A 20831-nucleotide genomic window follows, 5' to 3' on the forward strand; every position below is an offset into this window, starting at 1 on the left:
ACATGTCAAACAGAAGACTCGTCATTGCCGGTACCGGAAGTGGCGTAGGGAAAACAACACTTACAATTGGGCTGATGGCGGCATTAAAACAAGCTGGTTATAGGGTTCAAGGGTTTAAATGCGGACCCGATTATATTGATCCAACGTATCATACGGCTGTTACAGAACGAGCGTCTCGTAATATAGACAGCTGGATGCTTGAACACGATATGGTTAGGGAAATTGTAGCTCGAGCTAGTGAAGACGCTGATATTTCCATCATGGAAGGAGTTATGGGATTTTTTGATGGGAAAAATCCGTTAACGAACGAAGGGACAACAGCAGAAATCAGCTTAATCACCAATAGTCCTGTCCTTTTAGTTGTCAATTGTGCTAGTATGGCTAGAAGTGCAGCAGCAATTGTAAAAGGGTTTCAGCAATTTTTACCGGAAGCGAACATTGTCGGTGTAATTGCTAACCGAGTTGGAAGTGAAGGGCACTATAAGCTTGTTAAGGCAGCGATTGAACAGGAATGTCATATCCCTGTAGTAGGCTACTTGAAAAGAAACGATGAGCTCACGATTCCTGAACGTCACCTCGGGCTCATTCCGTCTATTGAACGAGGAGAATTAACACCGTTTTTTGAACAGTTAGGAAAGCTTGTTCATGATACAATTGATATCGAAAAAGTATATGAACTGGCTTTAGCTCCTAAAATAGAAATTAATGATCCTATCTTTACAAAGCCGTCCGTACCTCAAGTGAAAATTGCTGTGGCAAGAGATGCCGCTTTTAACTTTTATTATGAAGAAAATTTCGAATTGTTAAAAGCTTACGGAGCAGAGCTTGTAGAATTTTCGCCTTTAAAAGGAGAAACAGTTCCACAAGATGCTGACGGTCTTTATATAGGAGGCGGATTTCCAGAAGAATTTGCTGAAACGCTGGCTCAGCAAATCGACGTTAAAAACTCTGTTCGAGCAGCCATCCAAAAAGGGATTCCTACACTTGCGGAGTGCGGAGGCTTTATGTTTTTAACAGATGGTATTGTCACAACAGATGATACATGTCATGAAATGGTGGGGCTTATTCCCGGACAAGTAAGAATGCAGACAAAATTAGCTGCTTTAGGATACCGAGAAGTGACGGGAAAGCAGGGGAATTTTTTATTTAAAGACGATATACAAGCTAAAGGCCATGAATTTCATTATTCAACCTTTCATTCAGAGAAAGAGTTTTCGCCTGCCTATGATACAAAAGGGATGCGAGGAATGAAAGAAGAAGGCTATATGAACAATAATTTAATTGCCGGCTATACGCACTTTCATTTCGGCTCTTCTACGAAAATGGTAGAAAACTGGGTGGAACAGTGTAAAGCGGTGAAAAAAGAAAGAAGAGATGCCATGTGACAGTTGGAAAAGTATATTTAGTAGGAGCCGGACCAGGAGATCCGAAGCTAATAACCGTATATGGAATGGAATGTATTCAAGAAGCGGATGTCATTTTATATGACCGCTTAGCCAACGAACAGTTGTTAAACTATGCTAAAAAAGACGCGGAGCTTATTTTTTGCGGGAAATTACCTGGCAAGCACGGAGTCATCCAAGATCGTATTCACGAACTTCTTGTTGAAAAAGCACTTCAAGGAAAAGTAGTGACGCGCTTAAAAGGAGGCGATCCTTTTGTGTTCGGGCGCGGAGCAGAGGAAGCTGAAGTACTTGCTACTCGAGGAATTCCTTACGAAGTAGTGCCTGGTATCACGTCAGGAATTGCAGCTCCAGCCTATGCAGGAATTCCGGTTACCCACAGAGATCATGCCACTTCTTTTGCGATTGTAACGGGTCATGGAAGAGAAGAAAAAGGAAAAGATTATTTAAATTGGTCAGCGCTCGCTCAAGGAATAGATACGATTGCATTTTATATGGGCGTTGGAAATTTACCTCATATATGCAAACAGTTGATGGACCACGGACGAGATAAACATACGCCAGTGGCGCTTGTTCAGTGGGGAACGACAAAATATCAGCGCACCGTAACGGGAACGCTTGCCACAATCGAAGAAATAGCAAAAAAAGCAGAAATTGCTCATCCTGCCATCGTGCTTGTAGGTGAAGTGGTGACAATTAGAGAAAAAATAAAATGGTTCGAAGAAAGAGCGGAAAATATTCTGCTTTAACGTTAAAAGGAGGAGACAATATGACGATTATCTCACAGTTAAAAGAACGAAGAGCGGTACGAGATCATGAAGCACGTGAAGTGGAGCAAGAGAAAATCGAACAGCTGCTTGAAGCAGCGACGTGGGCTCCAAATGACCGAATGAGAGAGCCATGGAGCTTCTACGTAATTCAAGGAGAAGCAAAAAAGAAGTATGAAGAACTGGCTGAAGCATATTTAAAGGAGCGCTTTCCTACAAAGCCTCATTTAGTAGAAAGTTCGTTAAAAGCAGTAAAAAATACGCCCGTACATATCGTCGTAACAGCTGACATAGTTGAAGGAGACGAAGAAGCCACAGAAGATAACAAATATGCGGTTTCATGCGCGATTCATTCCATGTGGTTAGCGGCTAAAGAACTAGGACTTGGCTTTGTTTGGAGAACAAGAGGTGTTGGTCTTGTTCGAGACGAGAGATTGTATGAGTTTATTGGCAACCCTTCAGGTAAAGTCGTAGTAGGAAACGTTTTTTTAGGTTATCCAAATGAAGAGTCTCTTACAAAAATGAAAGAGCCTGCTAGAACATCGTTTACAGAAAAAACAACATGGCTGTAAACTGAAATTCGAAGAAAAAGAGGTTTTTAGATTGAAAGACAAACGGGGTCTTACGTTAATTTATACCGGAGACGGTAAAGGAAAAACAACCGCTGCTTTAGGTCTCGCTCTGCGCGCTACGGGACGCGGACAAAAAGTATTAATGATTCAATTTATTAAATCTCCTCAGCGTACATATGGCGAAAAGCTGATGTTTGACAGAATAGGAATTGAAATGATTCAAACAGGAGTCGGCTTTACGTGGACAAAAACACCGCCTGAACATCGTGAAGCTTTGCAAAAAGCCTGGGCGCTAACGAAGGAAAAAGTCTTCTCAAACGAATATGATGTGGTTATTTTAGACGAGTTAAATAACGCACTGGCTATCGAGAAATTTCCTATTGATGATGTGCTACCGCTACACGAAGTAATTGACCTTATTCAAAAGCGCCCGGAGCATATGCATTTGGTCATTACCGGGCGTTCTGCCAAAAAAGAAGTGATGGAAGCAGCAGATCTTGTGACGGAAATGAAGCCTCATAAACATTATTACGACGAAGGAATTCCTGCTGTAAAAGGAATTGAATTTTAAAAAGCCCTCAGTGAAGAGGGCTTTTTTTATTGAGCAGGGGCATCTACTTTTTCAGCTTGCCAGTAAAATTGGCTAATGACATCAGACAGTGCTTTTGTTGTGTTAGTTAGTTCATCAAAGTTATTGTCAACTCCGCCCACTTCAATTAAAATCGCATTTTTGGAAACATCTTGGTTATATACACCGTTACCGCTGGATTTGTTTTTGCCAATAACTCCGCGGCTTAAGCCGGGATATTTCTTTTCAAGTCCTTCATGAAGCGCTTTTGCCATCTTTAAGTTTTGTTCAAAGTTTTGATTCGCTTTCCCTAAAACAAACACAACTTTTGCATACGATTTATTGTTAATCTTAATAGTTGTATTATCTTTTCGAAGTGAATCTCGGTGCAAATCGATAAAGTAAGTTAAATCTCTATTTTCAGTCATCGCCGTTTCAATTACTGTACGAGACATGGCGTACGATTGATTGGTGTTCCAACCTTTTTCTTTTAATTTCTGTCCAATATTGGTTTGATCTACTTCTGCTCCAATTCCCTGAGCCTCTAAATCTTTTCCTAGCATATTTGCAACCATATTGATATTTGTTTTGCTATCCACCGCTTTATTAGCATCTGGATCACCTTCAAGTCCTAACAGAGGCAAATAAGATTCCCAGCTGTGCGTGTGATAAATATAAAATACCTTTTTTCCGCCAGTTGTATTATTATTCGGAGCGTTCGTACCATCGTTTTCTTTAGGCTGCTGAACTTTTGCAGTAGAATTTCTTTCTTTTAGCGTTTCATCTAACGGTGGTGCAGATTCTCTAGGGAAGTTTGTGAAATTTGTACCTTCACCGGCGATGATAATATTGGAGTCGTAAATACTGAATCCAGGAAGTTCTGAACCAAACAAGCTTCTCGCGTCTTCTGCTCGAATACTTGTTGATAACTCTAGCAGTGTAGAAGAAAGACCTGGAGGCGAGTAGTTTTTATCAAAAGCTGTTGAAAAGTGGTGGTTTTCTTGGCTCATCAGATAATAAAGGCTCTCCGCTTTATGCTTCGATAACGTTTGATAGACAATAGAAGAATTGAACTGTTCTTTAAATGCTGAGTAACTTACTAGAACAATAATAGATGATGTCATTAAAACAATGGATAAAATAACAAGAACCATCTTATATGTTAACACTACAAAATTGGCGCGATTACTAGATTTCAATGGCGAAATCTCCTCTCTATGTCAGCATCAGGCTAATAGGTATGAAGGACTTTGCTAATCTAGTAATCATTATATGAATGGAGATTTCTAATTATGATAGGCATTTAATAGAGAAAGTAGTCTTCAAAATCAAAAAAGAAGAATCACGCGAGATATAATCTCATATTCTCCGTGATTCTTCTTCAAATAGACGTCGGATGGCTTCGCCTTTTGGAGTGAGGCTGAATCCTTTTTTCTCTTTTTTAAGCAGCTGATAGTTTTGTAATTCTTGTAAATACGTAACAATGCGCTTGCGCTTTACCGAATTTAATAATCCAAATGCGGGTATTTTATCAAGCTCTTTTTGACGAATACTGTTAGTAGAAACGCCTTCTAAAATTTGCACGTAACTCTGCTGAGTTTCCGTGTTCTTTAAGGTATCTATAAGCGTTAATAACCGTAGCATTTGGTTTGAATCAAACGTTATTTGACCGATTTTTAGCGGAGTCGAAAGCAGATCCTGACGCTGCTTATGAAGTTCATTTTCTATCTTAGCGCTTATTTCTGTCAGTTTCTTTTCTATTTCGTTTGGATCCATATAACATGTAAATTTGTTTGTTTCCTGCAGCAGGGTGACATCTGGAAAATCCCATTGCGAAAACCATTGAATGGAACCAACTTCGAGATTTACATTCGGTATTTTTACTTGTAATACGTTTTGAATGAAGGAAAGAAAGGGATCGTTTTCCTGTAAAACTTGTCTTTGATTAAGTTGATAAGTGGTTAGGCTGCACAATTTGTCTTGGATCTCTTTAATGTGCACTTCATGATGCTTTAAAAGACTTTTCCACTTAAAAAAGACAAGAAGTTTTTGAATCACTTCTTTATTTTCATCCATAATCTCTTCGAACTGCCGCTGAGTTGTCGCTAAGCGCTTGGCTGCTAGTACTACATTATACTCATCATCAAGTGAAATGGCATCACCTGTGACATCATATGTTACGGCGAGACCTCTGTTTTCTGAAGTTAAGCGAATGATCTCGTTTTCCCCGTGAACAGTTAATACCGTATCTTCCGTATCTGAAAATCCTCTCTCAAAAGCGGTGGAAGAAAGAGATCGAAAAGGTCTCATAATGATTTCGATCCGATTGCGCCAAAAAGCAATTTGCTCAGGGTTTTTCATAATAAAAAGCAAAGGTGATTTTTTTGATTGTTCAATTGCTTCAATCACATTTGCATTTCGGTGATAAAGGGAAATGAGCGGATGTTTGAAGAAACACTTATTAATATGTTGAATCCATTCTTCTTTTGAAGAATCATGTATTCTAGCGCAAAACATGTAATCTTTCATAATGCTTCCGAGATAATTTTCCAACTCATTTTTAGTCAAAACCGTAAAATCTTGAGAATAAAACTCATCATGATGAATAGGAATGCCGCGATTCTTATTATATTCTTTCCATAGAAATGAAGTTGGTTTCCAAAAGTGAGGATAAACGTCTTCATTTTTGTCAATTGCGACGGGAAAACCGCCCCTATGATTTCCATATAAGAATGTTTGAAAAAGGATGATATCTTCTTTAGGTAACTCATTCATTGCTCGCTCAAAGTAGTCATTTAAACGTCCAAGCAGCCCTTTAGTATGTTTACTTCCTACGGATCGAATCGATTTATTCTTACGTCCGAGCGGAAGGAATGTTAAGTGGTTGTAAGCTGTAAAATCAACAGGCAAATTTTCTGGTAAAGTCATTTGTCTAACTCCTTTCATTTATTGAGTATTCTACCTATTAAAGAAGAGAAGAAAAAGTTTTAGTGTGTCTTGAATATAAGAGTTATTTTTTAAAATTTTCTGTTAATTAATCTGTAGAAATCAAGAAAAGGGATTCAAAGTAATTTTGAATGGGTATAGTAATAAAAATTTTGACACATATTATCGAATATATATGAATGTTGTCAAAAAAAACAACAAAAGTGATGATTCATCCAAAGGAGGAAGCTTATGGAGAATAAAGGTCCGTTTAAAAAGACGATATCCCTATTAGATTTAACATTGATTGGATTAGGGGCTATTTTTGGCTCCGCTTGGCTGTTTGCCGTTAGTAATGTCGCTACGCAAGCCGGTCCTGCAGGAAGTTTTTCTTGGATTATTGGTGGAGTTATTATTTTATTGATAGGCCTTGTATACGCTGAGCTAGGGGCTGCCTTGCCTCGTACAGGAGGAATTATTCGATATCCTGTTTATTCACACGGTCATCTTGTAGGCTATATGATTTCGTTTATTACGATCGTAGCTTACACTAGTTTAATCGCTATCGAAGTAACAGCAGTGAGACAGTATGTGGCCTACTGGTTTCCGGGTTTAACAAAGTCTGGATCTGATTCACCGACGATATCTGGATGGATTCTACAATTTGTGTTGCTTTGCTTATTCTTTTTACTCAATTACTGGAGTGTAAAAGCATTTGCCAAATCGAATATTATTATTTCTATTTTCAAATATTTTGTACCGCTTACGGTAATCGTAACGCTGGCATTTTATTTTAAGCCAGGAAACTTTACGATGGGAGAGTTTGCTCCCGGGGGATTTGATGGTATACAGGCCGCCATTGCTACAGGCGGGGTTATGTTTGCTTACTTAGGCCTTCATCCGATTGTATCGGTAGCTGGAGAGGTGAAAAATCCTCAGCGTAATATCCCAATTGCTCTTGTGATTTGTATCATTCTAGCGGCACTTATTTATACCGCTCTACAAGTCTTATTTATCGGGGCCATTCCATCTGATATGATCACGGGCGGTTGGTCAGGCATTCAAGATAAATTTTCACTGCCGTTTAAAGATATCGCTGTTGTTCTTGGTCTTGGCTGGCTAGCAACACTTGTTATTTTAGACGCTATTTTATCACCGGGTGGTAACGGTAATATTTTTATGAATACAACATCTAGACTTATCTATGCTTGGTCTCGTAACGGTACGTTATTTAAAACGTTTGCTCACGTGGATAAAAAAACAGGGATTCCACGATCATCTCTATGGCTTTCGTTAGGGCTTTCGATTTTTTGGACACTGCCATTTCCTTCGTGGAATGCACTCGTAAACGTATGCTCTGTTGCGCTTATTCTTTCTTACGCGATTGCACCAATTTCATCAGCGGCCTTTATGGTGAACGCAAAAGATTTGGAAAAGCCTTTTAAATTAAGAGGAATGAGTATAATTGGTCCATTATCCTTTATTTTTGCTTCCTTTATTGTGTACTGGTCAGGCTGGAAGACTATTTCATGGCTGTTAACTTCTCAATTGGTCATGTTTGTTATATATTTGATTTTTGCTAAATATGTGCCTAAAAACGAAGTAAGTCTTCGTCAGCAAATTAAGTCAACTTGGTGGTTAGTTGCTTATTATATCATCATGCTCTTTATTTCTTATATCGGTTCGTTCGGCGGAGGGAAAGGTTTGATCGATACGCCTGTAGACTTAATTATCATAGCCGTCGTATCTATTGGGATTTATTATTGGGCTAAATATACCGGTCTTCCAAAAGCGCTTATTGATTACGATCACCATCCTGAACAGGAAGAAAAAGCACCTGTATAACCTGTGAAGCAGCGATATTCGCTGCTTTTTTCTATGTTATTTGAACATGAATTTCTAAAGTTTGTCGTATAATTTAGTAGGAAAGAAGGAATTAGCACATTATTGTTTAATTAATGTAATGTAACCGTTTTAAATCCAACGCTTGGAGGAAGAGTATGATTGAAAAAATAATAAATTCACTTCGAAAGCGGCTGTGGGAAAACAATAATGTTATAGAAGTGTGTAAAAATGAAGGAGAAGTATACAGAACCACTTGTACTTTTTTTGATGGAGTAAGCAAGAACCAACTGAATGTTTTTGAAGAAGAAATGCATGTATCACTTCCTGAAGACTATAAGCAGTTTTTGCAGCTAACAAATGGGTGTAATTTGTTCATTGATGCTGACAAACAAATAACAGGGAATCTTTATAGCTTAGAAGATGTAAGAGAAACAACTTATAGAAGTCAGAGTCTCTATATGACAATTGGGTCTGTTGGAGAAGAAGAGATTATCATTGACTCTAAAAAATCAGCGCATCCTGCATATATAATAGTAAAAAAGCGGAACGCATCGTTTCAAGATGCACATGTATTACATATGAATTTTCAGAAATGGCTGGATTGTTTTATAGTGAGTCAAGGGAATTGTTTTTGGCACTGGAATGGGCTTTGTAATAAAGTTCATTCAACGGATAAAAAGACGACGGCTCAATAATATTATCTTCTAATAAATAAACGAGCACACTAGTGTGCTCGTTTATTTATTAGAAGGAAGACGTTCCCAACCGTATGCTTCGTCTTCAACTTTAGTTTCTCCAAATTGACTTGTGCGATTCAAGATTTTTTTGCCGCCTAATTTTTTATAAAACTGAACGGCTTTCTTATTTTTCTTCATAGCCCAAATAATCATAGACGTATAGTGCTGATCAGTAAATTCTTTTACTGAATGAAAAAACAGAAGATGACCAACTCCTTGGTTTTGCACTTCCTTGCAAACGTATAGCGCGTATATTTCAGCACCGGACAAATGAGGCTTACCTGCTGAAAAGCCGACAATCTTTTCTCGTTCATCGATAGCGAGCAAAATAAAATGAGAAGGCTCGGTAAGAAAAAAGGACCATTTTTCTGCACTTTGTTTATAAGACAAGCTGTTTAAATAAGCATCAGGTACTAACCCTTTGTATGTAATGCGCCAGCTGTCTACGTATAAACGGGCAACAGAAGGGATGTGAGAGGAAGTAGCTTTGATAATCTTCATTAAAAAGTCTCCTTTTTTAAAATATTAAGACAGATAGTATAACTTTCAGCCTAAGAATATTATGAAAAATAGATCATAATTTTCCAGCAATTCATAAAATGGTAAAAAAGGTGGTGTTCATTCTCACTCTATCACGGTAAAGTGAGAATATACATTTGTTTTGTTGTTTTAATTTTTGCTATATGTATAATGTCTAACGATCTATTTGTTATTCACCTTTACTAGTCTATCAAATAGTTTTGTTAAAGCCAAAGGGGCATAGGGTAAGTCATGTCAATTCAGCTGCGTTTTGTTTTAACGTATATCAGTATTGTGTTTGTCTTTATTATTTTGCTTTTTTTATCGGGCTTTCTCATTTTCTTCTCTATTACTGGAGACGCCGATTTTGTAAGAAAACTGTACAGTCACTCCTATGAGTATAAATTGTTAACGCCAGAAGAAGAAAATGCATTCTTAGATTTAAAGTTATTGAGTGAAAAAAAACCAGAACAGCTGCTGCGGCCGGAGACGGTTAAAAAATATGAATTTGAAAATATTGATATTGTGATTCAAAAAAACACAGAGGTTGTATATGCTTCAGAATCCATTAAAGGAGAAAACCTTCGTAAATACTTGCCAAAGCATCAAAAAAGTAAAGGAAATCATTCGTATCAGCAGGACATGCTGCGAATAGGCAAGCAGTACTTTACATATATCAACCTTGATTTTCCTTTCTCAAATCAAGAAAAAGGAAGCATTTACGTTTTGCGAAAAATCAGCCCTTATGTAGGCATTATTAATCGAATTTTCCCTTTTTTAATCTTTCTACTATTAATTTTAGTGATTGTGATTATTGGATTTTTAAACTATCTTGTTTCAAGAAGCATTATTAAACCCATTCGTGAATTAAAAGAAGCGGCTGAAAAAATAAAACAAGGTGATCTTCACTTTGAGATCTCTGCTAATTCAAAAGATGAAATTGGCGAATTAACGCAAGCTTTTGAAGAAATGAGGCAAAAACTAAAATCTTCTGTTGAACTGCAAATTCAATATGAAGATAACAGAAAGCAGCTACTTTCAAGTATTTCACACGATTTACGAACTCCTATTACTTCCATTGTAGGATATGTAGAAGGAATTCAAGATGGCGTAGCTAATACGCCAGATAAGCTTTCTAAATATTTGTTAACGATTTCAACGAAAGCAAAAGACATGAATGCGTTAATCGATGAGCTGTTTTTATTTTCTAAATTGGATTTGCACGAAATTCCATTTGTATTTAAAAAACTTAATCTTTCTGCTTTTATGAAAAGTTATGTGCAAGAGCTTCAGTTTGAAATGAGCGAACATGATATTGATGTTTTATTTTCCGATAATTCTCTAACCACACTGTATGCAAAAGCAGATGCTGAGCAGCTGCGAAGAGTTTTAATAAATTTAACAACCAACAGTATTAAATTTATGGATAAAGAAAGAAAAAGAATCGATATCGTTCTTTCCGCTACCGAAAGCGAACTCATTATTGAAGTGAAAGATAACGGCTCTGGTATTTCACCGGAAGCATTAGCGCATATTTTTGACCGGTTTTATCGAGCAGAACAGTCCCGCAATAGCAATACTGGAGGAAGTGGACTTGGACTAGCCATTGCAAAACAAATTGTTGAACGCCACGGGGGAGACATCTGGGCACTAAGTAAGCTTGGCGAAGGAACAAGTATTTTCTTTTCTTTGCAAAAAATGAATGAAAATGGTGATACACATGAAGAAGATATTGTTGATTGAAGATGAAGTAAGTATTGCTGAATTGCAAAGAGATTATTTAGAAATTAACGATTTTGAAATAGACGTTCAATATAGTGGTGATAAGGGATTAGAAAAAGCGTTAAATGAACATTTTGATTTGGTTATTTTGGATATTATGCTCCCTAAAGTGAGTGGATTTGAAGTGTGCAAGCAAATTCGAGCTGCAAAAGATATTCCAATCATTTTAGTTTCAGCTAAAAAAGAAGAAATCGATAAAATTAGAGGGCTCGGGCTAGGTGCAGATGACTATATTACCAAGCCATTCAGCCCTGGGGAGCTGGTCGCAAGAGTCAAAGCGCATTTAGCGAGATATGAAAGACTCTCTGATAAGCAGGAAAAGCGTATGATTCGTATTCATGGCTTAGCGATTGACACGCTGGCTAGAAGAGTATTTGTGAATGACAAAGAAGTGTTTTTTACAGCGAAGGAATTCGATTTGCTGAAGTTTATCGTTTCTCATCCAAATCAAGTATTAAGTAAAGAACATCTATTTGAAAAAATTTGGGGGTTTGATTCTTCAGGAGACATTTCAACCGTAACAGTTCACATTCGAAAACTAAGAGAAAAGTTAGAAGAAAACCCAGCAGATCCTCAGTACCTAGAAACGGTTTGGGGAGCGGGGTACCGGTTTAATATTTAAAAAAGAGATCCGAACGATTAATCGTTCGGATCTCTTTTTTATTACGTAGTAACGATTCTATGACGAGCTTTAATCTTACTGACGGGAGGTTCGGAGGAAAATATATTTTTTTCACCGATCTTATCGTATAGACCGGTTGACTTTAACATTTCTTTCGGCTGGTGCTGTAAGCCAGAAATAACGACTTGGCTATGCGAATCTTTCAACCGTTCGACCACCTTTGATAGTAAAGCTTCTCCAGATGTATCAATAAAGGATACTTGGCTCATTCGAAGCAATAAAACTTTCGGTTTCGCTTCGACGATGTTATCAAAAGAATCTTCCAGTACTTCAGCCGATCCAAAGAAAAGAGATCCTTGCATGGTATATTCCATCAGCTCAGATTTGTTAGCGTTTTCAGATGTTTCCGCTAAAACCTTTGAAATCTTCAGTGATCCGCTCATTCGTTTCACGAACATGACAATAGCTAAAAGTAGACCCACGCCTACACCTGTTGTTAAATCGATTGAAACTGTTAATAAAAACGTAGCTACAAGTACAAATGAATCAGCTGACTTGGTTTTTAAAATATGCGCAAATTCTTTACGCTCACTCATATTCCAAGCCACAAACATTAAAATAGGTGCCATACTTGCCAGCGGAATGTTTGATGCATAAGGAGCCAGCATCACAAGGACCGATAAAACAACTAAGCCGTGTATGACTCCTGATAACGGAGAAGCCGCCCCGTTTTTAATATTAGTAGCTGTTCTGGCAATGGCACCAGTTGCTGGAATTCCGCCAAATAGAGAGGTAGCAATATTAGCAATTCCTTGACCGACAAGTTCTTTATTGCTATTATGCTTGGTTTTGGCCATATTATCAGCAACAACAGCCGATAGTAAAGATTCAATACCTCCAAGCATCGCGATTACGCAGGCAGCCGGAAATAGCATCACGATGTTATCCCATGTTAAATCTGGGAAGCTAAAAGATGGTAGTTTACTCGGAATGGCACCGTAAGTAGAGCCAATCGTTGCAACTTTTCCTGGGAACAGTGTAATGGCTACAAGTGTGGAGACAAGAAGACCTAGAAGGGCACCTGGAATTTTAGGTAAAAACTTTGGCGTTGTAATCACGATAGCTAAACAAATAGCGGCTATGATAACGCTGTAAATGTTAATCGTTGCAATTTTTCGTAGGATTTCAATCATATTTAAATGAAATTCCTCATGTTTTGCAATTCCTTTTAATCCTAAAAAATTAGCGATCTGACCTGAGAAAATAATAATCGCAATTCCTGCTGTAAATCCAATCGTCACAGGGCGCGGAATAAACTTTATAAATTTCCCTAGCTTAAATACTCCGAGAAGCGTAATCATAATTCCAGCCATAAAGCCGGCAATAATGAGGTTCTCATAACCATATTGCATGACAACTCCAAGCAGCACCGGAACAAATGCACCCGTTGGACCTGCAATTTGAAATTTCGATCCGCCTAATATTGAAACCATAATCCCTGCGATAATGGTTGTATAAATCCCATATTCAGGTCTTACACCAGAAGCGATGGCAAAGGCCATCGCTAAAGGAATAGCAACGACCCCAACAACCAAACCGGCGATAATGTCTTTTTGTAAATGCCCTGCTGAATAGCCTTGAAATCGGTTATCTTTTAGCATTCAATAGGATCCTCCTTCATGAGCTTACGGTTTCAGCTCGGTCTTGGGAATAGCCGTTTACAACGACGTCAAGTTTTCCTGTTGAAGGATGAATAACCATTCCAGAAACAAGCACGTCTTTTGGTAATAGAGGGTGATTTCGAATCATATCCACACTGTTTTCGACACTATCCTCTACACATTCAAACCCAGTCAGCCATGATTCTAAATCAATACCAGCATATTTTAGATTACGAATCTGTTCCGTGCTAATCCCTCTTTGTTCAGCAGAGGCTAAAATAGCTTCAGCTTTCATGCCCGTCATTCCACATTCGTGATGACCGATGACACATACTTCATCAGCTTGCAAAGCGTAGACGGCAACTAATATACTTCTCATGACGCTGCCAAAGGGGTGGGATATAACAGCTCCGGCATTTTTCACTATTTTTGCATCTCCATTTTTTAGCCCCATGGCTTTAGGAAGTAATTCTAACAAACGTGTATCCATACAAGTTAAGATTACTATTTTTTTGTTAGGAAATTTAGATGTTTGAAAAGCCTCAAATTGATTATTTGTTACAAATTTTTCATTAAACTTTAAAACTTCAGATAGACAAGTCATTGTTTTCCTCCTGCGTTATTTATTTTTAACTTATTTTTTAGTCTAAAGATAAAGTTTAAAAACGAACTAAATAAAATATTAAAATTTCCTTAAAATATTCAGAAAAAACTTATAAATAAATAGAAATTATATGCGTGAAATTATGTAAGCGTATTCTTTGCTTGTTTTCACGAAAAATAGGAATTATATGTTAAAATGGTACAAAGTTGGAATTTTTTAAAAGAATGGTAGAGAGGAGGAAGGCAAAAGTGAAGGCTCTTATAGCAATAGGCATTATTTTCTGTTGTTTAGTAGGGTGCAGTTCTAATGCCCAAGTCACCAACGACAAAGAAATGGCGGAAAATATTCAGGAATCATTTGCAAAAAAAGGTGTAAGCTCAGTGGATGTATCCAAGTTAAGTGATTTTAAATGGGAAAAAGGATATTTATTCACAAACAAAAGCAAGAAAGCCGACGTAGAAAGACTTGTAAACGCACCGATTAGTGAAGAGGTGATGAAAAAAATATCTTTTGCTAATCAAATGCTTGTGTTTGTACACGAAGGAGAAGTTGTCCGCTATGTAGAACTACCCCAAGATTTCATAGCGCATGATAAAAACCAACTTGAATTTTCATCTTCTCATTCGGAACTAAAATTTAATAAAAACAGGGAGGGCAAGCCTATAAAAGCAGGAGATAAAACGTTAAGTTCAGAAGATGCTTTAACTGTAGAATCAATTATGAAACAAATTCAATGGAAAAAAGCTGATTACAGCGTCGCTCTTGACCCAGATGTACAGCTTACTTATGAGGGCGCTGTATACAATGTACGATTCACCTCCGATAGTGCGGAACTTACTTCTAAAAAAAGAGGAGTGTACGGTAAAGTAACAGGAGAAACAGCACAGCAGCTATATGACATATTGATGTAACCTATTGATTTTTCAATAGGTTTTTTTGTGCACATATTTTTAAGATTTACATAAAATACCTTAATATTGTTGACATTAACGTTAACGTTAATCTATAATGAGTATATAAATGATTAACGTTAACGTTAATGTTAATGAGAGGTGAGGTGAAACATATGTATTTAATCGATGACGTGACGAAAATGACCGGTTTGACCAAGCGAGCTCTTCGGTATTATGAAGAGATTGGACTCATTTTACCCCCGCAGCGCACAAAAGGAAATGCACGAATTTATTCCGAAGAAGAGGTAAAAGAACTAAGAAAAGTAGCAGAAGCAAAAGAAGTTCTCGGTTTTTCTCTACAGGAGCTGCAGCAGTTTATGTCGCTTAAAAGAATGATTGAAGAAAGAAGTGAGCGGCAAGGATTGTCAGTGAAAGAGATCACGCAAATAGAAGATTTGCTAGAAAATCAAATCAAGATGATTGATTTTAAAGTCGTAAAAATGCAGGCATTTAAAACAGAATTAAAAGAAATGCGAGAATCTGCTATGGCAATACATGAAAAAACAAAAACAAAAGGAGAGATGAAAGAGTGGAAGGACAGCATTCAAATAACCGATTAGGTCAAATTATTACGGTAGTAGCTACTTTTTTAGCATTTATGGGAATTGGAGTAGTAGATCCGATTTTACCGGAAATTGCTAAGCAAATTGGAGCTTCTCATTGGCAAGTAGAAATGTTATTTACTTCCTATTTGTTGATGATGGCTATTATGATGATTCCAGCAGGCATTCTAGCGTCACGTGTAGGAGACAAGCGCTTAATGGTAACAGGACTTATCATTGTGACGATTTTTGCAGCCCTATGCGGGTTTTCTAACAACATTCCTCAGCTTTCCATTTTCCGAGCAGGTTGGGGACTTGGTAATTCGTTTTTCTTTGCAACAGCTATGACGCTGCTTATTGCATTATCAGGTGAAGTGAAAAAAGCAGTAGGATTATATGAAGCTGCAATTGGTTTGGGGATGGCCGGAGGACCGCTTGTAGGAGGCGTGTTAGGAAATGCTTCTTGGAGATTGCCGTTTTTCGGTACAAGTGCTTTAATTTTTATCGCCTTTATTTTAGTATTAACGATTGTTAAACAGCCTACAAGCACTAAATCTCGTAAAGCAGCAGGTTTTAAAGACATGGTTAAACTTTATAAATTAAAACCATTTACTCAAGGCGCTGTATCAGGCATGCTTTATTACTACGGATTTTTTACAGTGTTAGCTTATACGCCGCTTATTCTATCGATCGGAGCTCTTCAAATTGGCTTTGTTTTCTTTGGATGGGGATTATGTTTAGCTTATGGCTCAGCGGTTTTAGCACATCAGTTAGAAAAAAGATATCAGCCAAAACAAGTGTTACATGTTAGCTTAATTGTTTTTTCACTTATTTTAATTTGTTTATTTGCCTTTGATGCAACATGGTTGCGCATTGTTTTAATTATGGCAGCAGGTCTTGTATCAGGACTTAATAATGCATTATTTACGAGTCATGTAATGGAAGTATCTCCTTATGAACGAGGAATTACATCTGGAGGATATAATTTCTTAAGATGGTTAGGCGCAGCGTTTGCTCCTTTATTATCAGGAGTTATCGGCAATGCCGTAGCGCCTCAAGCTCCTTTTCTTGTAGCAGCGATTCTTGGATTGCTCGCTTTTGTTATTATGGTTATAAAAGTAAAAACAACTTCTCAAACGAATGAAGCTGTTTCTAAATAAACGTTGAAATAAAAGGCTTTTTCCTGTAAAAAGCCTTTTATTTTGTTTTATGTTATAATAGTAAAAACGTTTTTAATCATAAAAATGAAACTCTTTACCAACTTGTACGTATACTTTATATGTACATAAATTCTTTTTAGGAGCGTGATGCCCATGGCCACCTGTCAAAATTGTAATCATAAATGGAACTGGAGGACAACCTTTAAACAACTGTTAACATTTAGAAACGTTTTAGAATGCCCACACTGTGACAAACAACAGTATATCTCTGCAAAATCCCAAAAGCGATTATCAATCTACTCATTTGCACCCCTTATTATTTGGCTTATTCTCTCACTATTTGACTTTTCCTTTCCATCCATTGTTGTCGCGGAGCTTATTTTCTTCATAGCAGCGGTTGTTATGATGCCACTTTCTTATGAAGTAAGCAGCGAAGAAGAACCCTTGTGGTAATAAAAAAACCTTCCGTTAACACGGAAGGTTTTTTATGCGGCTTTACCGTCTAGCTGCTGTCTGTGATGGCGCTGATAATACACCCACCCAGCATTCAACAGTAGAAGAACACTCGTTGTTAAAAATACGTAAGGAATTCCTTTAGCTCCGGCAATTTGTCCGCCAATAACTGGACCGGCTAAATTCCCGAAGTATTGTGCTGTTTGATTATAGCCAAACATTTTACCTGTAATCGAGTCCGGCACAATTTTCTTCAAATAAGAATTAATAGAAGGTAACAATCCTCCCATTGCAAAACCGAGTAAGAAACGTAGTAAAAATAGCTGCCAAGTACTATGCACAAAGGCCTGTAAGCCGCAAATAACCGCTACGATGAGCAGGCATATTTGAAGCACATTTTGAGGACCCACGCGATCGCTGACTTTGCCAAGTCTGGATGCAGCTAAAATATTTGATATTCCTGTTGCCGCCACGACAAAACCTGAAATAAGGGCAAGGTGATCGGTATGAGTAGACAGTTGTTTTACATACAGTGTAACGATTGGCTGAATAGCCATAACCGCAAGCTGCAGTAAAAAAGTTGTAACAAATACACCAATCACGGCCTTTGAATTCTTAAGAGAAAGTAACCCAATGTTAGATTCTTTCGTGGTTTTCGCCGTCTCTTTTTTATCTTCTTGAATTAAATTTACAATTAAAAAAGACAAAAACATAAATGCACCTGTCACGAAAAAGACGTGACGCAATCCAATTGTATCTCCTAAGTAGCCGCCTACTAGCGGTCCTAATAAAGATCCTGATACAGCCCCTGTAGACAACGTCCCTAATGCTTTACCGCTGTGCTCTTTAGGTGTTTGAGTCGCTACTAACGTAATGGCTGCAGAGATGAAGCCGGAAACGGCCCCCATTAAAAAGCGCAGTCCGACAAGCTGATAGACATTTTGTACAAAACCAATAGAAGTCATAACAATTGCCATACCCAAGCTTGCGCGAAGGAGCATCAGCTTTCGACCGTATTTGTCGGCCAAACTTCCCCATAAAGGAGAAACAATAGCGGCCATTAAAAAGGTAGCTCCAAATGCAATACCAGCCCATCTGCTGATGGAGCTTGTATCGTGAACTCCCAGCTTTTCAATATAAAGCGGTAAAAACGGAATAACTAAACTCATCCCGGCTGTGGTGCAAAAAGAACCGAACCAGCAAATGTACAAGTTTCGTTTCCATAATTCCATTCTATTTCCTTCTTTCGTCGTGCCGCATAGCGTAAAAACAACAAAAGAGCGAAACCATACGGCCTGCTCTTTTAGCATACATGCAGCATCTTTTTATCAGCTTAAATTATACCACATATCAGAAATATTTAAAAATAAAATGATTCACTTAGTGAACTATTAACATGAAATGAAAACAGAAAGATGTGCTGCGGTTACACTCCGCCTAGAACATAAAGTGACCCTTAGTTCACTCATTACCTTATGCTGTAACAGTAGGGGATATGTAAAGAACTTATGCTTCACTGAAAAAAGCGTCAGATAATCTGTCTAAAATATACGTTATATCCACAAATTTTGTCTATTTATCAAATAATGTGTAAAACAACCTGACAAAAAGAGTGAATTTTCTGTTTTTTAACTCTATATTAAAACTATGTTCTCATTATTCATAATGCGGAAACGACCTTAGCTTACGTAATGAAAGGCAAACAAAATAAAATAGTATCCATGATCCTTAAGGCAGCTCTTTTAGCCACTACTTTGTACGGGTCTATCCGAACAGCTGAAACTGCATGGGCATTAGCAGACATCGGAGTTGGAATAATGGTTTGGTTCAATTTAATTGCAATTTTGATTTTAGCTAAGCCTGCTTTAATAACCTTAAAAGATTATCGCGAGCAGAGAAAACAAGGGATAGATCCTGTCTTTTTTCCTGGGAAATTAGGAATTCAAAACGCTGATTATTGGGACGAGGAATATCAGCATAATCAAGATAAAGAAAATGTTTCATAAACTAAAAAAAGCCAACTGGGGTTGGCTTTTTTTAGTTTGTGAAGCAGCTTTTTCGACCGCTTGAAAATGGTAATGATTCGTTTTTTTCGGGTATAATGTGGCATGAAGCGTCCTCAATTTATTTTCGTTTGAGCATTTATTTATAATAGAAGACATATAAAAGGACGGTGGTATGTGCATGACTAAAAAAGAAAATGAATCTATTTATATTCAGCAGCATTTAGCAAATGAACGAACGTATTTAGCGTGGATTCGAACGTCTATTGCTACACTCGGCATTGGTTTTGTTGCAGGTGGTTTGCATTTTAATTCGGGGAAAAATTTAAGTGAAGCAGCCGATACTCTTATTATTGCTGTTATCATCTTTTCTTTAGCTGCAAGTGCAGGGTTGCTTCTTTTCTCAACTTATCATTATTTTTCAACCCGCAAAAAAATTAACAGCCAAACGTATCAATCATCTCACGCTTTGGTTATTTTTGTTTTAATGATTATGCTGATGCTGATCGGCGCTCTTATGTTTTATTTTTTTAACATAGCGTAAAAAAGTTTAAGATATAAGAAAAAAGGGAAACCAGTCCCAAAGAATTTACGGTTTTATAAAAGAAAAAGAAGATCTATTAATATGGTGGTAATGGCAGAGGCAATGATAATAATATCTTCTTTTACAAACCGGCTGTGTGATTTTACAGGTTAAATTCTTTGTTATCCGCGGATAATGGAAAAGGAAAGCTGTATAAGCCAAAACTTATCCAATACATGTTGAACATAAAAATTGAATATGAATTTCACTACACGGTGAAGCGAAAGTAAAGGAGAACGCTGTATGATTCAAACATCCAAGACCGTTGCCGCTCGTTTTTTTACGGAGCGTTTCTTTGATCAGGCTGCTCAAACAGCCTACTATTTTTTGTTATCTTTTGTACCGTTTATTATTTTTCTTTTTTCACTGCTGAGTTTCTTTCCAATTGACACAAACAATTTGCTCGTCTTTATTGAACCATTTACCCCTAAAAGCGCCTACGACGTAATTGAAAGATCAATTGAAACAGTTAACAATAGCGGGAAAAAAGTTTTGTCTTTTAGTTTATTAGCAACTTTTTGGCTCGCATCTATGGCTATACAATCTTTGGTTCGCTCGTTAAATGATGCGTATCATATTCAAAGAAAACAAACGTTTTTGCGCGGTTTAATCAATGATTTAATTTTGACCTTTGGCTTTATGGTTGTGGTAGCTATTTCATTGTTTGTGCCAATTATTGAAGAAGTCATTCGACATTTGGTGTTAACAAAAGTCCATGTTCCTGACATATGGTTTCAAAGCTGGACGACAATTAGATGGGGAATTGGGACATTATTTTTATTAGGCTTTTTTATTCTTTTTTACAAACTGATGCCAAGCGCAAGAGTAACGTGGAAAGATGTACTTCCAGGAGCTGTTTTCTCCACACTAGGATGGCAAGTTGTATCTACCGGATTTGGATACTATGTCCAGTTTGGAAGCTACTCGCAAATCTATGGTCAGCTTGGAAGTATTATTATTTTAATGGTCTGGTTTTATTTAACGGCCGCTATTTTATTAATTGGCGGTTTAATAAACGGTAATAAGTTCATCAAAGCTCACAAGACAACGTATAGAGACGTGGAAAACGACTAGGGAAACCTAGTCGTTTTTTTATATTCAGTTTTACAGTTAAAAGGTTTATTAAAAAAAT

The 20831-nt window shown here is 37.4% G+C and carries 21 protein-coding genes; 15 read left to right on the plus strand and 6 right to left on the minus strand.

Annotation, left to right across the window (positions count from 1 at the left end):
* Nucleotides 1-2: 2 nt before the first annotated feature.
* Genes ACH6EI_RS11315 through cobO form a run of 4 tightly spaced genes read left to right on the plus strand, consistent with a single transcriptional unit; the run spans nt 3 to nt 3313 of the window.
* Nucleotides 3-1385 carry a cobyrinic acid a,c-diamide synthase CobB gene (locus tag ACH6EI_RS11315; RefSeq protein ID WP_108674753.1) on the plus strand — a complete coding sequence of 461 codons (1383 nt, stop codon included), beginning with the start codon at nt 3-5 and terminating at the stop codon, nt 1383-1385.
* Nucleotides 1382-2152 carry a uroporphyrinogen-III C-methyltransferase gene (gene cobA, locus ACH6EI_RS11320; RefSeq protein WP_014459835.1) on the plus strand — a complete coding sequence of 257 codons (771 nt, stop codon included), beginning with the start codon at nt 1382-1384 and terminating at the stop codon, nt 2150-2152. The genes ACH6EI_RS11315 and cobA overlap by 4 nt, the downstream gene beginning before the upstream one ends.
* A 20-nt stretch (nt 2153-2172) precedes the next feature.
* Complete coding sequence (locus ACH6EI_RS11325) at nt 2173-2742, plus strand: nitroreductase family protein (RefSeq protein ID WP_014459836.1); 570 nt, start codon at nt 2173-2175, stop codon at nt 2740-2742.
* A gap of 31 nt (nt 2743-2773) precedes the next feature.
* A complete protein-coding gene (cobO, locus tag ACH6EI_RS11330; RefSeq protein ID WP_014459837.1) occupies nt 2774-3313 on the plus strand; it encodes a cob(I)yrinic acid a,c-diamide adenosyltransferase in 540 nt (179 codons plus the stop codon).
* A gap of 26 nt (nt 3314-3339) precedes the next feature.
* On the opposite strand, the gene spoIIP is transcribed toward cobO, so the two are convergent.
* Complete coding sequence (gene spoIIP / locus ACH6EI_RS11335) at nt 3340-4509, minus strand: stage II sporulation protein P (RefSeq protein ID WP_108674752.1); 1170 nt, start codon at nt 4507-4509, stop codon at nt 3340-3342.
* A gap of 160 nt (nt 4510-4669) precedes the next feature.
* Complete coding sequence (locus ACH6EI_RS11340) at nt 4670-6238, minus strand: RQC-minor-2 family DNA-binding protein (RefSeq protein WP_108674751.1); 1569 nt, start codon at nt 6236-6238, stop codon at nt 4670-4672.
* A gap of 249 nt (nt 6239-6487) precedes the next feature.
* On the opposite strand from ACH6EI_RS11340, the gene ACH6EI_RS11345 reads away from it, so the two are divergent.
* The gene (locus ACH6EI_RS11345; protein WP_108674750.1) at nt 6488-8080 is read left to right on the plus strand and encodes an APC family permease; all 1593 of its coding nucleotides are present in this window, start codon (nt 6488-6490) and stop codon (nt 8078-8080) included.
* A 155-nt stretch (nt 8081-8235) separates the two neighbouring features.
* Entirely contained in the window at nt 8236-8775 is a 540-nt protein-coding gene (locus tag ACH6EI_RS11350) for an SMI1/KNR4 family protein (RefSeq protein ID WP_014459841.1), read from the plus strand.
* A gap of 42 nt (nt 8776-8817) precedes the next feature.
* Here the strand turns inward: ACH6EI_RS11350 and ACH6EI_RS11355 are convergent, their stop codons facing one another.
* Nucleotides 8818-9318, minus strand: coding sequence for a GNAT family N-acetyltransferase (locus ACH6EI_RS11355; RefSeq protein ID WP_014459842.1), 501 nt, complete (start codon nt 9316-9318; stop codon nt 8818-8820).
* A 270-nt stretch (nt 9319-9588) separates the two neighbouring features.
* Between ACH6EI_RS11355 and ACH6EI_RS11360 the strand changes: the two genes are divergently transcribed.
* Both ACH6EI_RS11360 and ACH6EI_RS11365 read left to right on the plus strand, forming a co-directional pair.
* Entirely contained in the window at nt 9589-11079 is a 1491-nt protein-coding gene (locus tag ACH6EI_RS11360; protein WP_014459843.1) for a sensor histidine kinase, read from the plus strand.
* Nucleotides 11057-11740, plus strand: coding sequence for a response regulator transcription factor (locus ACH6EI_RS11365; protein WP_013057296.1), 684 nt, complete (start codon nt 11057-11059; stop codon nt 11738-11740). The genes ACH6EI_RS11360 and ACH6EI_RS11365 overlap by 23 nt, the downstream gene beginning before the upstream one ends.
* Before the next feature lie 41 nt (nt 11741-11781).
* On the opposite strand, the gene ACH6EI_RS11370 is transcribed toward ACH6EI_RS11365, so the two are convergent.
* Both ACH6EI_RS11370 and ACH6EI_RS11375 read right to left on the minus strand, forming a co-directional pair.
* Complete coding sequence (locus tag ACH6EI_RS11370) at nt 11782-13401, minus strand: SulP family inorganic anion transporter (RefSeq protein WP_108674749.1); 1620 nt, start codon at nt 13399-13401, stop codon at nt 11782-11784.
* 16 nt (nt 13402-13417) lie between these two features.
* The gene (locus ACH6EI_RS11375) at nt 13418-14005 is read right to left on the minus strand and encodes a beta-class carbonic anhydrase (RefSeq protein ID WP_013057294.1); all 588 of its coding nucleotides are present in this window, start codon (nt 14003-14005) and stop codon (nt 13418-13420) included.
* 248 nt (nt 14006-14253) lie between these two features.
* Here ACH6EI_RS11375 and ACH6EI_RS11380 point away from each other — a divergent pair, with 248 nt between their 5' ends.
* The 4 genes from ACH6EI_RS11380 to ACH6EI_RS11395 all read left to right on the plus strand — a co-directional run bounded on the left by ACH6EI_RS11380 (nt 14254) and on the right by ACH6EI_RS11395 (nt 17113).
* Nucleotides 14254-14916: a hypothetical protein gene (locus tag ACH6EI_RS11380; RefSeq protein WP_108674748.1), complete on the plus strand. Its 663-nt coding sequence runs from the start codon at nt 14254-14256 to the stop codon at nt 14914-14916.
* Between the two features lie 155 nt (nt 14917-15071).
* A complete protein-coding gene (locus tag ACH6EI_RS11385) occupies nt 15072-15518 on the plus strand; it encodes a MerR family transcriptional regulator (protein WP_074680920.1) in 447 nt (148 codons plus the stop codon).
* Nucleotides 15488-16660: an MFS transporter gene (locus tag ACH6EI_RS11390; protein WP_098113050.1), complete on the plus strand. Its 1173-nt coding sequence runs from the start codon at nt 15488-15490 to the stop codon at nt 16658-16660. Before ACH6EI_RS11385 ends, ACH6EI_RS11390 begins: the two co-directional genes overlap by 31 nt.
* A 153-nt stretch (nt 16661-16813) precedes the next feature.
* Nucleotides 16814-17113: a TIGR04104 family putative zinc finger protein gene (locus ACH6EI_RS11395; RefSeq protein ID WP_016764349.1), complete on the plus strand. Its 300-nt coding sequence runs from the start codon at nt 16814-16816 to the stop codon at nt 17111-17113.
* A 32-nt stretch (nt 17114-17145) separates the two neighbouring features.
* On the opposite strand, the gene ACH6EI_RS11400 is transcribed toward ACH6EI_RS11395, so the two are convergent.
* A complete protein-coding gene (locus ACH6EI_RS11400) occupies nt 17146-18345 on the minus strand; it encodes a multidrug efflux MFS transporter (protein WP_047751852.1) in 1200 nt (399 codons plus the stop codon).
* A gap of 426 nt (nt 18346-18771) precedes the next feature.
* Between ACH6EI_RS11400 and ACH6EI_RS11405 the strand changes: the two genes are divergently transcribed.
* The 3 genes from ACH6EI_RS11405 (at nt 18772) to ACH6EI_RS11415 (ending at nt 20773) form a co-directional block, all read left to right on the plus strand.
* The gene (locus ACH6EI_RS11405; protein WP_223546669.1) at nt 18772-19119 is read left to right on the plus strand and encodes an alanine:cation symporter family protein; all 348 of its coding nucleotides are present in this window, start codon (nt 18772-18774) and stop codon (nt 19117-19119) included.
* Between the two features lie 178 nt (nt 19120-19297).
* Nucleotides 19298-19660 carry a YidH family protein gene (locus ACH6EI_RS11410; protein ID WP_028413134.1) on the plus strand — a complete coding sequence of 121 codons (363 nt, stop codon included), beginning with the start codon at nt 19298-19300 and terminating at the stop codon, nt 19658-19660.
* A 282-nt stretch (nt 19661-19942) separates the two neighbouring features.
* Nucleotides 19943-20773 carry a YihY/virulence factor BrkB family protein gene (locus ACH6EI_RS11415; RefSeq protein ID WP_098113048.1) on the plus strand — a complete coding sequence of 277 codons (831 nt, stop codon included), beginning with the start codon at nt 19943-19945 and terminating at the stop codon, nt 20771-20773.
* Nucleotides 20774-20831 lie beyond the last annotated feature (58 nt).

This window comes from Priestia sp. JSM ZJ58 (genome assembly GCF_044383985.1).
GTDB classification, from domain to species: domain Bacteria; phylum Bacillota; class Bacilli; order Bacillales; family Bacillaceae_H; genus Priestia; species Priestia zanthoxyli.